General features: G+C 56.9%; 14 protein-coding genes. 9 read left to right on the top strand and 5 right to left on the bottom strand.

Translation table 11 applies throughout. The annotated features are described in order from the left end of the window. Positions 1-816: putative PEP-binding protein (locus AD944_RS02855; protein WP_346190208.1), on the top strand; the 816-nt coding region annotated here is incomplete at its 5' end. 52 nt (positions 817-868) lie between these two features. Next, positions 869-1,714 (top strand): pyruvate, water dikinase regulatory protein, encoded by an 846-nt coding sequence (locus tag AD944_RS02850; RefSeq protein WP_045542777.1) that lies wholly within the window; start codon positions 869-871, stop codon positions 1,712-1,714. Positions 1,715-1,953: 239 nt separating this feature from the next. On the opposite strand, the gene AD944_RS02845 is transcribed toward AD944_RS02850, so the two are convergent. Then, complete coding sequence (locus AD944_RS02845) at positions 1,954-2,334, bottom strand: hypothetical protein (RefSeq protein WP_006558235.1); 381 nt, start codon at positions 2,332-2,334, stop codon at positions 1,954-1,956. 146 nt (positions 2,335-2,480) lie between these two features. Beyond that, positions 2,481-3,017 (bottom strand): 2-oxo-4-hydroxy-4-carboxy-5-ureidoimidazoline decarboxylase, encoded by a 537-nt coding sequence (uraD, locus tag AD944_RS02840; protein ID WP_045542776.1) that lies wholly within the window; start codon positions 3,015-3,017, stop codon positions 2,481-2,483. Positions 3,018-3,309: 292 nt separating this feature from the next. Between uraD and AD944_RS02835 the strand changes: the two genes are divergently transcribed. Next, on the top strand, positions 3,310-3,906 hold the full coding sequence (locus AD944_RS02835; protein ID WP_045542781.1) for an IMPACT family protein: 597 nt from the start codon (positions 3,310-3,312) through the stop codon (positions 3,904-3,906). Between the two features lie 80 nt (positions 3,907-3,986). Here AD944_RS02835 and AD944_RS02830 read toward each other — a convergent pair whose 3' ends face one another. Beyond that, positions 3,987-4,385, bottom strand: coding sequence for a hypothetical protein (locus AD944_RS02830; protein WP_035380432.1), 399 nt, complete (start codon positions 4,383-4,385; stop codon positions 3,987-3,989). 411 nt (positions 4,386-4,796) lie between these two features. Between AD944_RS02830 and AD944_RS02825 the strand changes: the two genes are divergently transcribed. The 5 genes from AD944_RS02825 to AD944_RS02800 all read left to right on the top strand — a co-directional run bounded on the left by AD944_RS02825 (position 4,797) and on the right by AD944_RS02800 (position 10,859). Then, positions 4,797-6,176 carry a class II 3-deoxy-7-phosphoheptulonate synthase gene (locus AD944_RS02825; RefSeq protein WP_035380434.1) on the top strand — a complete coding sequence of 460 codons (1,380 nt, stop codon included), beginning with the start codon at positions 4,797-4,799 and terminating at the stop codon, positions 6,174-6,176. A gap of 105 nt (positions 6,177-6,281) precedes the next feature. After that, entirely contained in the window at positions 6,282-7,484 is a 1,203-nt protein-coding gene (locus tag AD944_RS02820; RefSeq protein ID WP_081939062.1) for a nicotinate phosphoribosyltransferase, read from the top strand. Then, entirely contained in the window at positions 7,481-7,885 is a 405-nt protein-coding gene (locus tag AD944_RS02815) for a hypothetical protein (RefSeq protein WP_045542775.1), read from the top strand. Before AD944_RS02820 ends, AD944_RS02815 begins: the two co-directional genes overlap by 4 nt. A gap of 66 nt (positions 7,886-7,951) precedes the next feature. After that, positions 7,952-9,289, top strand: a complete 1,338-nt coding sequence (gltX, locus tag AD944_RS02810; protein ID WP_045542774.1) for a glutamate--tRNA ligase — start codon at positions 7,952-7,954, stop codon at positions 9,287-9,289. A 565-nt stretch (positions 9,290-9,854) separates the two neighbouring features. Further along, on the top strand, positions 9,855-10,859 hold the full coding sequence (locus tag AD944_RS02800; RefSeq protein WP_052427219.1) for a DUF6624 domain-containing protein: 1,005 nt from the start codon (positions 9,855-9,857) through the stop codon (positions 10,857-10,859). 115 nt (positions 10,860-10,974) lie between these two features. Here the strand turns inward: AD944_RS02800 and AD944_RS02795 are convergent, their stop codons facing one another. Further along, a complete protein-coding gene (locus AD944_RS02795; protein WP_045542772.1) occupies positions 10,975-12,231 on the bottom strand; it encodes a cation:proton antiporter in 1,257 nt (418 codons plus the stop codon). Between the two features lie 388 nt (positions 12,232-12,619). Between AD944_RS02795 and AD944_RS02790 the strand changes: the two genes are divergently transcribed. After that, positions 12,620-13,897, top strand: a complete 1,278-nt coding sequence (locus AD944_RS02790) for a lipoprotein pyruvate-formate lyase (RefSeq protein WP_045542771.1) — start codon at positions 12,620-12,622, stop codon at positions 13,895-13,897. A 153-nt stretch (positions 13,898-14,050) separates the two neighbouring features. On the opposite strand, the gene sodC is transcribed toward AD944_RS02790, so the two are convergent. After that, entirely contained in the window at positions 14,051-14,581 is a 531-nt protein-coding gene (sodC, locus tag AD944_RS02785; protein WP_045542770.1) for a superoxide dismutase[Cu-Zn], read from the bottom strand. Positions 14,582-14,842: the final 261 nt, after the last annotated feature.

Genomic DNA, 14,842 nt, shown 5'->3' with positions numbered 1-14,842 from the left:
GCGGGGCTGCCCGTCACCATCCGTCTGCTTGACCCGCCGCTGCACGAGTTCCTGCCGCATGGGGAAGCAGAACTGAAAGACGTGGCCGCTGCCCTTGGGCAGAGCGTGGACGCCCTGCGCGCCCGCCGGTCTGCCTTGTCCGAAGCCAACCCCATGCTCGGCCACCGTGGCTGCCGTCTGGGCATCAGCTATCCGGAAATCTACGCCATGCAGGTGCGGGCCATTACAGAAGCAGCACTTGCCGTTTCCAAGGAAACTGGCAAGGCCGTTATTCCGGAAATCATGATCCCGCTGGTGGGCACCAAAGCAGAACTCGATCTGGTGCGCAAAGCCTGTGAAAGCGTGATTGCGGATGTGCTGAAAGAACAGAACGCCGAGCTAACCTACACTATTGGCACCATGATTGAGCTGCCCCGTGCAGCCATCACGGCAGACCAGATTGCGGAAAGCGCGGACTTCTTCTCCTTCGGCACGAACGATCTGACGCAGACCACCCTTGGTCTGTCCCGTGACGATGCAGGCTCCTTCCTGCCTGCCTATGTGGAGAAGGGCCTGCTGCCGCAAGACCCCTTCATCTCCATTGACCGGGAAGGCGTTGGCGCGCTGGTGCGCATGGGTGTTGAAAAAGGCCGTGCAACCAAGCCCGACCTCAAGCTGGGTATCTGCGGGGAACATGGGGGCGATCCGCTCTCCATTTCCTTCTTTGAGGAAGTGGGGCTGGATTATGTCTCCTGCTCCCCCTTCCGCGTGCCCGTTGCGCGGCTTGCCAGCGCACAGGCCGCCCTTGCCGCCCGCCGCAATGCGGTAAAAGCCTGAAGAAACAGGGCCGCCCCCAAAAAGGGCGGCCTTTTTCTCAGCCAAAACGATTATGAACCAGAAAACACTGACTCTTCATCTCGTGTCTGAAGCCACAGGCCAGACCCTTGATTCTGTTGCCCGCGCCTGCATTGCGCAGTTCCCAAACACGGAAATCCGGCTCCGCCACTGGAACCTGATCCGCTCCCGCCTCCAGCTGCGGCGCGTTCTGCGTCACATCGCGCTGGACCGTGGGCCCGTTATGTCCTCGCTGACAGATCCTGCCTTGCAAGCGGATATGGAAGCAGGCTGCGCCAGCATGCAGGTACGGCTGCTGGATGTGCTGGACAGCGCTGTGACCTTCCTTTCAGAAGAAACGGGGGAAGAAGCCACGCGGCATCCTGGTGGCCAGTACATCATGGATGAAAACTATTACCAGCGTATTGAAGCCATGCATTATGTGCTGGCGCATGATGATGGGCAGGAAACAAACGAACTGAATGAAGCCGATGTGGTGTTGGTGGGGGTTTCCCGTGTTTCCAAAACGCCCACATGCTTTTATCTGGCCAACCGAGGCATCAAGGCCGCCAACGTGCCACTGGTGATGGGCATTGAGCCACCCAAGGCGTTGTTCACCATCAAACGCCCAGTGATCGGCCTGACCATTGATCCGGAAACACTGATCGAAATTCGCCGTACGCGCCTTTCCCAGATGATCCCATCCGGTCGCCTGCGTGACCCTGCTGCTGATTATGCCTACATTGATCTGGAAAAAGTGCAGGAAGAACTCCGCTGGGCCCGCCGCCTGTGCCGCCACCACAACTGGCCGGTTATTGACGTAACCCGTCGCTCCATTGAGGAAACATCAGCCTCCATTCTGGATCTGATTGAAACCCCCGGCTACGTGGGCACGGCCTGAAAAAGGCAGTGCCGGTTGGGTTGGTCTGAAGGTGTTCCTCATAAGGGACGACCATCCAACCTCGTACCATCATACGAGGTTGATGGCTCTCTGAAAAACTCTGTCGGTGCAAAGTGAAGTAAATTCCTGGGGCAGAAAAAACCGACCTGACGGCGGAATGCAAAGATGCACCCGCCCAATCAAACAGTGTTCAGCCACAAACAGCCCTGAAAAACTTGGAGACTCTTTTAAACAGGCTCTTAATCGTCAGTCAGTTCATTGGGTTCCAGATGCTGAACCCGCGTGGCCTGCCCTTGTGCATTGTAATAGATAATGCTGCTGCCGCGGCGCTGTGCATAGCCATCCGGCTTGCCATCAGGCGTCCAGAACAGAAGGCGGTTGGCGTCGGCCTGTTCCTGCACTTTGTCCCCAGCGGGCCGGTAGCGGAATTTGCTGAAATCCTTGTGGGCGCGGGGCAAAGGCGGCTTGGCAGCCAGCTTGTGCATGTCCGGCCCTTTGTGGCCTTCTTCATCACCGCCGTCATCATCATCCGCCAAAACCGGAGACGCAGTTATCACAGGAAGGGAAACGGCCAGCAATCCTGCGGCCAGAAGACATCCTTTACGAAACCACTGCGTCATGACGTGTCGCACTCCCCACTCTCACACGGCTACATGCCAGAGATATGTGCCTGTTTTTTGCGGCAAGCGCAATTGTGCACGCTGCGCCCCTGCTCTTTGGGCAAGGCAGACGCGCTCGCGAGCGATACTCAGGACAAGCAACGCAATTACTTAGGCTGCCCCGGTTCAAGCTTCTGGCAGATTTCCGCCAGCTTTACGCGGGCAAACTTGGCCACCTCTCCTAGCGCGGTTGCCGTTTCAACCTCAGGTTCATATCGCAGCCGTTGCTCCAGTGCTTTCATTACTTCCGCGCGTGTCAGATCCTGAGCATAGATCACAAACGGCATATCAAACCGTTCCTGATACGCCTTGTTCAGTGCGCGAAACTGAGCAAACTCCTCAGAAGAAAGCCGGTTGAGATCCGCTGGCACATCGGAAACAGGCTGTGTCAGCGCCTCGGCTGAGGCCACGGCCAGAAATGTTTCCAACCCCGGATAAGCCCGGACCACCCGCCGGCGTGCCTCATCGGGTGCGGCACGCACCATGGCTGTCAGGGTCGTAAAAAGGGATTTGACATCAGCAAACGGCCGACACTCGTAAGCCTCTTCCGCGGCCCAGGTCGCATGATCGAAAACAGAACCGAAAGTCGAGACAAATCGATCCCGGCTCATGTCGTTAATGCTTTGCATCAATGGGTTGCTCATACAGATGCCGCCTCTCTTGCCGGCAGCCTGTGTGACAGACTGCGCCTGTGTTCAGAAAACTTGCCATGAGGAAGAAACGTGTCTCTCCCCTTATTCAGATGGTGCGTTTCTTCTCCTCCCGCAACGCAGCAACCCCTCACTTTGTTGCCACATATTTGACACGTCATCTGAACAAAACGCCGTTGGTCGATCGCACCCACAAACTTAACAGGAGGCATCTGCCACCCCGTCCATACATAGCGTGTGGGAACCTCCCTTTCGCCTTTCAGACGCGCCCCTTATCATACGCGCCATGACTGAAACGCTGATCGGCCCGTTCTCATTGGAAAAAGACATCCGCAAAAGCCGTTTTCTGGCACGGGCCACCCCTGCGCGCAGTGTGGAAGAGGCCGATGCCTTTATCAGCCAGATTGCCGCCGCCGAGCCTGATGCCACACACCATTGCTGGGCCTGGCAGATTGGCCCCATCTGCCGTTGCCATGATGCAGGGGAACCCTCCGGCACCGCAGGGCGACCCATTTTACAGGTGATTACGGCACAGAAGCTGGATTTTGTGGCGGTTGTGGTCAGCCGCTGGTTTGGCGGCATCAAGCTGGGTGCGGGCGGCTTGATCCGCGCCTATGCTGGCACAGCAGCAGAATGCCTGCGCGAAGCCCCCAAGGAAGCCATTATCGAACGTGTCACCCTCACGTTCCACATCCCGTTTTCCCTGCTGGCCATTCTTCAAGCCCGCTTGCAGGAGTGGGGGCTGGATGCAGCCACACCGGAATACGATGCCACGGGCGCGCAGTTTGTGCTCACCCTGCCTGCCGCACAGCAGGAAGACATCACACACCGCCTGCTAGACCTGACCAGCGGCCAAACAAGCGTTTCAATTGTGGAAAAATGAGAAATGCCTCCACCAAGGGAGGCAAAGCACACCCCACAGCCTCAACAACGCTGCAGGGCACGCCATATAGGCTGGCGGATTTAGCGGGGCGTTACCCAGCCATTCCCCGTGGAGTCGCCAAGTTGGCCAGAGCCGTACGGGCCACTGCTTTGATAGGCGGACCCATAACGGGAAAGATCAGAGCCTGTAATGGAGTCACGGTGCACCTTGGCCAGATGATCAGGATCATCCCCATGGTTGAACTCCATGGACGGCGCGTCCTGATAACCCGGAGGCAGATTACGGTGGCCATGCACGGTTCTTTTTTCCGCAGAACCACTCTTTGAGGAGGAGCCGGAAGCTGCCCCTTCCCCAAAGGAAATGTTGTTATCCGGCGTCAGGGATGGGTCACCAGGAGCGGCTGATGCACCAGAAGCCAGACACACACCAAGGCTGAGACCCGCCAGCAGCAGGAAAGATGATTTACGCAGCTGCGCCATTGCGCGTCACCCCGTGAAAAAAAATGATCCTAACCTGCACCCTCACTGTGTGATGCAGGCGGCATGGCGTTAGTATCGCACCAACTCACGAAAAAATCCAATCCACGTTACTTTGCGTCTGGCCGAGCCACTAAATGCTCTATGGTGCTGATCTTGTTGGGGTTTCAGGATGACCTCCTGCGTGTTTCCCCAGCGGGCAGACGCCGTGCCGTGTGAACAGCCCGCTCATTCTCTTTACGCATTTCCTGCTCAGTCGTTGCGCGTACGGGCGGATTACCGGAAGAAAATTTGCGTATTGGCCGCGTTTTGGACATAAAGACAGCCCCATGCGGCCTTTATGGCAACGGGGACTGTTTTCTTTACACCTAACCCCACATCTTCAAGACAGATAGAACTGACAGGATCAAGTCCATGAGTGCCTCGCTCGCCCAGCCCCGCCCGACGTCTGCTACCTGGATGCCGGATAGCTGGCGTTCGTTTCCTGTCAAGCAGATGCCAACCTATCCGGATCAAGCCGCGCTGAAAGCGGTGGAAGACCGGCTGCATGTGTATCCGCCGCTGGTATTTGCCGGTGAGGTGCGCCGCCTGCGTGCCCAGTTGGCCCAGGCCGCCAAAGGGCAGGCTTTTGTATTGCAGGGCGGCGCATGCGCCGAGAGCTTCGGCGAATTCAAGGCCGATGTGGTGCGCGATACGTTCCGCGTGCTGCTACAGATGGCGGTTGTGCTGACCTTTGGCGCAAAAGTGCCGGTAGTGAAGCTGGGCCGCATGGCGGGCCAGTTCGCCAAGCCGCGCTCTTCCGATACGGAAACCAAGGGCGATGTCACGCTGCCGTCCTACCGTGGGGATATCATCAACGGGCCGGACTTCACGGCAGAAGCCCGTATTCCCGACCCCGTGCGCATGGAAACCGGTTATTTCCAGTCCGCCGGTATCCAGAACCTGCTGCGCGCCTTCTCTCGCGGGGGCTATGCCAACCTGCATGAAGTGCACCGCTGGAATCTGGGGTTTGTGGAACGTTCTCCGCTGGCCAACCGCTACCGTGTGATGGCGGAACGGATTGGGGAGACTCTGTCCTTCATGCAGGCCTGCGGTATTGACGCTGCCTCCGCCCCGCAGGTGGATGAAACCGAATTCTATACGTCTCATGAAGCGCTGCTGCTGCCTTATGAGCAGGCGCTCACCCGTGTCGATTCCACATCAGGCGAGTGGTATGACTGCTCCGCCCATTTCATCTGGATTGGGGACCGCACCCGCCAGCCGGACGGCGCGCATGTCGAATTCCTGCGGGGGGTGCGTAACCCCATCGGCATCAAGGTTGGTCCGACCTCCACGGTGGAAGATCTGGAAAAGCTGCTGGAAATCCTGAACCCGACTGATGAAGCCGGGCGCATTACGCTCATCTCCCGCATGGGCGCGGACAAGATTGACAAGCACCTGCCGCCGCTGATGCGGGCCGTAAAAGCCACCGGCCGTACCGTGACCTGGCTGACTGACCCGATGCACGGCAACACCATCTCCACCACGCAGAAGGTCAAAACACGGTCATTTGATGCCATCATGACGGAAGTGAAAGGCTTCTTTGATGCCTGTGCGGCTGAAGGTGTGCATGCCGGTGGCGTGCATATTGAAATGACCGGCCAGAACGTAACGGAATGCGTGGGCGGCGCACACTGCCTGACGGAATCTGATCTGGCTGACCGTTATGAAACTTTCTGTGACCCGCGCCTGAATGCCGAGCAGTCTCTGGAACTGGCGTTCCTGATGGCTGAGGAACTGACCGGCAAACGCTGAACGCGTCCACCAACCCACGATCACAGAACCGGGGGGTGCCTTTACCGCACCGCCCGGAACCCCCATCATCCAGGCAGCCTGAACCGGAATGGAGATGAGACAAGGATGGTGCAGCCTTCTAACGGCGTTGAAACGCCCGGCCTGAACACGGCCAGTTCGTCCGCACCGCTTCCCGACCCGGTCATTACGGCCAGAACGGATTCCTACTTCAACCGCACCAAGCGGATTGTCTCTCACTTTGGAGACTGTGAGGTTACATACGCCTTCTTCATTCGTCGTCCCGTCATCTCCGCGCCGGGGCTGATGCTGGAATGGCTGAAGAACGTGATGGCGGAGCGGAACAGCCCCTACACAATTGATCTGGTCCACCCGGAAGGCGAATGGGTGGGTGCTGGGGAGCCATTAGTCTATATCACCGGCTCCTTCACCCATCTGGCCGATCTGGAAACGCTTCTGCTGCAAAAGCTGGGCAGCCCCTGTGTGGCCGCGCACCGCGCGTATCAGATTGCTGTCTCCCTGCCCCACACCAAGTTTCTGGCCATGGATGCCCGCCACTGCGCTGGCTATGGAATGCAGGAACTGATGGCCTATGCGGCTTCCGTAGGGGGACGTGCCGCCAAACGCGATGGCGCCATCGGTTTTATCGGCACGGCGAATGATGCCGTAGCACCGTTTTTCAACAGCACGCATGGCTATGGCACCATGCCTCATGCCCTTATTGGCTATGCGGGTTCCACCGTGCGCGCTGCGGAAATGTTCCACGAGCTTTATCCGGAAACGGATCTGGTGGTGCTGGTGGATTACTTCGGCAAGGAAGTGACGGATGCGCTGGCCGTATGCCGCCGCTTTCCTGATCTTGCCGCACAGGGCCGCCTTGGCGTGCGCCTTGACACCCATGGCGGGCGGTTTCTGGAAGGGCTGAACCCGCAGGAATCCTACGCGGTGGTTGACCGCCACGCACCGGAAGCCCTGCGCCGGTACCGTTCTGATTCAGAACTGCGTTACCTGATTGGCACCGGCGTTTCCGCCGCTGCTGTCTGGCGCATGCGTGACGCGCTGGATGAGGCTGGCTTCCCGCATGTGAAGATCATTGCTTCCTCCGGCTTTGGCGTTACCAAATGCGCCTGCATGGCCGATGCCCACGCCCCCATTGATGTGGTCGGCACCGGCTCCTTTATTCCTGATCGCTGGAACGAAACGTACGCCACGGCGGATATTGTGTCCTACAACGGCACGGAACGCGTGAAGATCGGGCGGGAATTCCTCCTCCCCTCCCAGCGCAAAGCACAGAAAGGCTCCTCTGCATGACAGAAACCCCCACACCGGAAGATAAAACCTGGCGTGTGCGTATTCTTGATCTCTCAGGCGGCGCAGAAGACAACATTGTTGAAGAAGTTGGCGGTTTTCATGATCTGGCGCACGCCAACGCGTTTGCCCGTTCTTATGTAAGAGACAGCGTGGAACGGTGCCGCGTGCCGGGCGCTTCCACCAAGGATGTGCTGACAGCCTGGTTCAGCTTTGGGGAAGATGCCGTGGTGCTGGAAGCCGAAGAGGATGGCTGGCGTTCCGCCAATGAACTGGATGATTTTGCCGCTACCCGCGCCACCCCCATGGAGCGGGACTGGCGCGCGCTGGACCCCCGCCGGCTGGTGGATGAAGAGGATGACGCTCCGTTTACGGACGACGACGAACCACCCACCACCCACTGAAAAACCGGCTGCCTGACAGGCAGGAGAGGGCTGGTATTTCCGCGCCAGTCACGGCATAGAGACGTCATGAAGCTTCGTTTTGCGCCCAGCCCCACCGGTATGTTGCATGTTGGCAATGCTCGCCTTGCCATTGCCAACGCCCTCTTTGCCCGCCGCCATGGCGGGGCGTTCCAACTCCGTATTGATGATACGGATATCGAGCGCTCCAAGGAAAGCCATGTTGAAGCCATTCAGACAGACCTGACATGGCTGGGCATTACGTGGGATGAAACCTTCCGCCAGACCGAGCGGCTGGACCGTTACGCCAAAGCCATTGAAAAACTGAAGGCCACGGGCCGCCTGTATCCGTGCTTTGAAAGCGAACAGGAACTGGCCGCCAAGCGCGAAACACAGATCCGCCAGCGCCGCGCGCCGGTATATGACCGCGCCATGCTGAAAATGACGCCAGAACAGCGCGCGCAGGCCGAAGCCAATGGCAAGGTGCCTTACTGGCGCTTCCGTCTTTCTGACCGCATCATTCAGTGGCGGGATCTTGTGATGGGAGCGTGTCAGGTCAAACTGCCTTCCGTGTCTGACCCCGTTCTGGTGCGGACCGATGGCACCGTGCTCTACACGCTCGCCTCCGTTGTGGATGATCTGGAAACAGACATTACCCACATCATTCGTGGCGAAGATCACGTCACCAATACCGGCGTGCAGATTGATATTGCGGAGGCTTTGGGCGCACGCCCCGACCATTTCCGCTTTGCGCACCTGCCGCTGCTGCTGGATGAAAATGGGGGCAAACTCTCCAAGCGGTTTGACGCCATGTCCCTGCGCACCTTGCGTCAGGACGGGGTGGAAGCCGAAGCATTGGTGGCCTATCTGGCTCGGCTTGGCAGTTCGGATGACCCAATTCTGGTGCCGTTTGCGGAGCAGGCCAAGGTGTATGACCTCTCCCACATTTCAAAATCCGCCGCGCGGTTTGATACCCGGCAGCTTCTGGCCCTGAACCACAAGCTGCTGGCCCAGACACCTTTCTCTACCGTGGCGGAACGCCTCCCCCACGGCGCGACGGAAGCCTTCTGGCTGGCCATTCGCGGCAATATCGAAATGCTTTCCGAAGCGAAGCTGTGGGCCAGTGTGGTCTATGGAGACATTGTGCCGCCACCGCAGGAAGCGGAAACATCCGCCTTCCTGAAAGACGCCGCCGCGCTGCTGCCAGAAGAACCGTGGGACACCGCAACCTGGAAGCTCTGGACCACAGCCCTGAAGGAAAAAACAGGCCGCTCCGGCAAAGCCCTGTTCCTGCCCCTGCGCCTTGCCCTGACAGGCGAAGAACACGGCCCCGAACTGCGTGACCTGCTACCGCTCATCGGCCGCAAACGCGCACTCGAACGGCTACTAATGGGACAGGAAGGCTAAGCCTCCCTTCGTAAAAACCTCTGCACCACGCACGTCTCTTTGCATGCGCGGTGCAGAGGCATACTTTTCTGGTTCCATACTGAACCTAGCCTCTCTTGAAGGCACCCAGTGTCGGCCGTTCCGAAACAGGCTCTTGCAGTTTCAGTTTCTCTCGATGTGCGTTTGCACCGTTTAGCGGATGGATCGGCAGTTTTTTGCGATTAAACTGACAAAGTTTCCATCCCAACCGCCGATGTCAAACCTTCTCATGAACTTTGTCCGCTTCAAAAAACTCTCTGCCGCCCATACCGTGTTGAGCTCTCAAACACGCCCTCTGCGTTATGCGCAGCAAATGCCCGAAACAGCACGACTGCTATCGATCAACTCTTTTTTCGTTGAAGAAATAGGCCGTTTTGGTGGAGAGAGTGAACTATCCGCTCTCGCATAATAAGGGGTGGAAACAAATACTCTGATACCCTTGAGATAAATACCAGGTTACAGCATTAAGTAGAAACAACGCACACTGGCAATATTTCCCTAAGTAGAGTATCCTTTTTTCAGGAAAAACAAGACAGAGAATAGGCAGATGGCTCGTCGGAATATCTCATTACGAGTAATTGTTGCCGCATTGATGCCTCTGCTTGGCGCTGCGGCTGCGCCTCCATCACTTGCACCTTTTATAACCAAAGATAATTTCGATGCGGGTAATTATGAGTTCGCGCGCGGCGCATTTCCCGATGCCACGCCTGAGCAGGTTGCGAGTTGGAACGCTATCAAATCTTATGTCCATGCCTGCGAGCAGGACGCAGGATTAGCTGAAGACGCGCAGTTGAAAGACATAGGCGTCAAGGCTGTCGTTCCCAGAAATCGCGGCTACCAAGACCATCTATGTGGACAAGTGTCATTGGCGTTACCGTCCGCCAAGGCGTTTAAGAATTGGGATAGCTTTCAAAAAGCATTGAAACGAAGCCTGTCTTATTATCAGACTTACGAAGCTGCATTGACTGCAGCCAGTAATGCCATTGAGGTGGATTCTGACAGCCAAAACCTTACTGAGCAGATTACGGCTCGAATCATTCCTGATCAGGGCTGGCGTTATCCGATGATGGGAACACTGGATACTCTCTCCGGTGTCGATACGGAAACCTCTACTGTTCTCCAGCAGCGCATCCTTATGGCAATGTTTAATACCGATTGGGATAATAGCCAGTGGGTCCGAGGCATCCTGAAAACGCACGGATGGACGCGTATTGTGAAGGCTGACAAAAAATCATCTAGGATGATGTGGCTTTTGATCCAGCACGCCGATAATGACCCTGCCTTACAAGTCATGGCATTACGCCAGATTGAACCCCTGATGAAAACGGGTCAGTTCGACAAGGCAGACTATGCTTTACTAACAGATCGTGTGAACCTCGCTACAGTTGGGACACAGTATTATGGTTCCCAGTTATCCTGTCAGCACAATCATTATGCCCCCTTCTCACTCGATGCAAAAGGCAGCGACCCTAAAGTGCTAGATGCACGCCGCGCTTCTATGGGCCTAATGTCCGAAGCGAAGTATCTGACTTATCTCCCTCCGCACTGCTAGTTTCAACGTGGCTTCATTTTTATTGGTAATCACGAATCAATTACGAAAATCCGCAACACAATAGCCCCTGTCGTTCCCTGCGCATTAGGCCATGTGTCCGCTTTGAAAAAACAGATCATGCGCCCTCATGACTGGAATAAAGCCTGCGGACGACCCGCTCCATCGTCAGCCCCTGCACGATAATGGTGAACCCCACCACGCCGTAACAGACAGGCAGCAGCAGATCGCGCAGGTCTCCGGGCGGCAGTCCAAGCGCCAGAGAAACCGAGATCCCACCACGCAGGCCACCCCACGTTAGAATACCAAGGACACGACCCCGCTCCCACTGCCGGAGATGAACAGGAAGAGTGGACAACAGCACACTCAATGCCCGTACGGCAATGGACAGAGGGATCACGGCAAGCGTGGCCAGCACCGTAAACAGACGTGGGGTGATCTCCAGTATTTCAAAGCCTATGAGCATGAACAGCAGAACGTTGAGCACCTCATCAATCAACGTCCAGGCGATGTCGAGTTCCTTGCGGGACGCTTCATCGAAAATGGCATGGCTATAGCTTGTCCCAAAACACAGTCCGGCCACGACGACGGCAATCGCACCAGACATGCCAAGCTGGTTGGCGATGCTGAATGTTCCGGTGGCCAGAGCCAGAGATGTCAGCAGATCAATATGTGGATCCCGCTGCCCCTTGAGCACACGGAGCGCGATCCCTCCGGTCAGTGCGCCCAGAAGACCACCACCCAGTGCCTCGCGGCAGAAACTCAGGGCAATTTCAGAAGCCGTTACCCCATGGCTATCCCCGGTCGCCAGTCCGATCGTGACACCAAAAATAACAACCCCCACGCCATCATTGAACAGGCTCTCACCAGCAAAAACTGCCTGAAGCGGTCCTGGCAAGCCGAGACGTTTCAGCATTCCGACAACCGAAACCGGATCTGTTGGCGCAAGAATGGCACCAAGCACAATGCACCATGTAAAAGGGACGGCGTGGCCCAGCAGAGGAAAAACACACCATGCCGCACCTGCCAGTAACGCTACGGCCAGAACGGTTCCTATAATAGAAAGGGCCGTTACCGAAGCCAGCTTTGTTCGCAGATGCCCGACATCCACCTGCATGGCCCCAGCGAACAGAAGCAGCGACAGCGCACCATTTAAAAGAGCCGCAGGCAGATTGATGGCTCCCAGCACAGACCGGGGGAGCGCCTGAAGGTCATAGGCCGGTATCAACGGATTCAGGATCATGATCAGCAGAGAAATCAGCATCGAGAAGATCAGCACGCCGATCGTCACTGGAGCGCGCAAGGTGTGGTAATTGAGAATGCTGAAGCCTGCTGAGAAGGTCAGCAACAGAGCAAGAAGGCTGATGGTATCCATGCCCTCATGGCTGACCGCTCCAGTTCCTTACGTCAAGGAAAACTGGAAAGAGTCCGCTATTGGAGAAGTATAACGCTTGTTTGACTAACAGATGTGAGGCGAGAACCGCCTGCCTTCGTCCAATACACCGTCCCCAATATAACGGCACACCTCCTAGCCTCCCCTAACTATGAGAGACCGCCTGAAAGCCCTCCCCCATCAGTCTTGCGCTCCTTTCCTGCCAGAGTGCTGTTGCCTTTTTGCCCTATCCCTTCCGCCTTGCCTTTATTTGCGTCCCCTTCTCCCCGTGACAGAACGTGAAAGATTAGGCACTCTGCTGCCCGACGTATGTTTTCGTTCAGCCGCGCCTTCGCGCTGGATTTTTTGCAACAGCCATTCTGGACCTCGCATGCCGTCTTCTTTGACCCGCCGTTCTTTCAGTTTCGGGCTGACCGGCCTGCTGGCTGCCCCTGCTTTTGCCCGGGCAAGTTCCTTCACCCCGGCGGAAACCCCGCCCATGCTGGAAACCCTGAAATGGGCCCCCAAAACACGCACCCGCGTGCAGGCCGTGATCACCGAATATGGGCAGTATTCGGAAAAATATGATCAGACCCACCGCCCCTATGCCGTGTTTGACTGGGATGAAACCGCCATTGTTGGCAATGTGCAGGAAACATTGTTCCATTACATGCTGGCGCATTTCAGTTTCCTGTTGCCTGCGCATGAATTCCGGCACCTGATCCACACCCATATGCCAGAAAAGGCGTTACCTGCGCCGTTTACAACCCTTGATGGAAAACCTGTCTCCCAGCCCCTACTGGTTGAGGACATTCTGGAAGATTACCGGGCGCTAGCAGCACGCTACGGACACCTGCCCCACCCTCTCTCCCTTGAAGATCTGGATAAAGACCCGGCTTATCAGGCCTTCCGCGCCCGCATGATCTTTTATTATCACAGCCTGCGGACCGTGCATGGCGGTGAAGAAGCCCAGCGCTGGATGATCCGCCTCCTGGCTGGCCAGACCATTACCGATGTTCTGGCCCTGACACGCGCCGCAAATGAATGGGGGCTGGGCCAATCCATTACGCCCATTACATGGCGCTGCCCGCCAGACCGGGCCGGAAAAGGCGGTGCGGTAGAAGCCACATTTGTACAGGCCCTGCGCCTTACGCCAGAAATGGCCGATCTGTTCCAGATCTTGCAGGAACACGGCATAGACCCGGTTATCTGCACATCCTCCCTGGAAGACTGTACAGCCTTTTTTGCAACATCTGCTGAATATGGCTACAATATTCCCAGAGAGCACGTTTATGGTGCAAGGCTGGATGAACACAAGAAAGTTCTTCTTTCTACCGAAACTGCAAAATATCCGTTCCCATACGGAAGCGGTAAAACGGCCATTATCCACAAATACATTATCGCCAAACGGAAACGCCCTCCGCTGATGATTTTTGCGGGAGAAGAAAGCTCAGCCCACCTGCTTTCCGCTTTTCCGGAAACCGCACTGTGCTGCCTTATCAACCGCAAACAGTCTGATAGCATGACCCCCTTTCTGAAAGAGGCCAGCAGCCAGCGCAGTTCCGCCACACCTCGGCTGGTCCTGCAAGGGCGGGATGAAAATACAGGGGAATGGATTCCAGAAGAAGCCAGTATTTTTCTAGGAGAAACCGAACCACGCCTGCCGTGAGCGCAGCGCGTTACCCCGGCATGGAACAGGTGAAGGTGAACGTCACCTTTTTACACTAAACGACGCAGCACGAACCGCACTGAGCAGACTTCTGCATCCAATACCCAGTGTGGTTCGCGCTGTGCCCGCGCCGTAGCGCCTTATGAAACAATCTTACTTGATGACCGCACAGGCAACACGGTCCCCTGCCCCACCAATCGGCTGGGTGGTGTAATCATCCGGGTTTGCGTGAATAACCACGGATGATCCATCAGCATCCAGAAGGGCTGGATGCTTGCCGCCCGCGTTCAGAGAGACGAGGCTGGAGTAGAGTTCGACCGTTGCCGTGCCATCTGCGGCGACATAAAGGTTGGGCAGATCACCCGCATCATTCGCGCCCTCATGCAGCAGGCCGTGCACAACAGGCTTTGCGGTGTGAATATGCCCACCAGCACTGGTGAACTTTGGGGGCTCGCAGCTTCCCTTTTCATGAAAATGCAGACCGTGCCATCCGGGCGTCAGCCCTTTGGCTTCCACACGAAGCAGGACACCATTGGGGGCCTCGGTCACTTTGATGGTGCCATGGGCGGCACCATCTGCCCCCTGCAGGTCACCCGTGGCGGTGCTCGCCGCCACCGCAAGGGAGGGAGCCAGCGCCATCCCGCAGGCAAGAGCAGCAACAAATTTCAGACGTGAAGCAAACATTGCTTTCTCCTTTTCCGCTTCCGACAGTCGGATACGGTATCGCTATTCAGTCTCACTTGCATAGTCTGGCATACGCTCAGAGAGTTGTGAGCAGCAGAGTGCCCTCTGCACCTTAAATTGACCGAACGATGTCAAACGCATGATGCCGGAGCAAGGTTGCCGCATCTGGCCTCCCCCTGCCCCACCGAGAGCATCGTACCCCGGTTTCCACATCGTCCCGCGCCTGCTCTGCTCTGCTCTGCTCTGCTCTGCTCTGCTCTG

Source organism: Acetobacter tropicalis (assembly GCF_001580915.1).
GTDB classification, from domain to species: Bacteria; Pseudomonadota; Alphaproteobacteria; order Acetobacterales; family Acetobacteraceae; genus Acetobacter; species Acetobacter tropicalis.
Note: the sequence above shows the minus strand (reverse complement) of the source record. Positions and strands in the feature narration are given on the sequence as shown.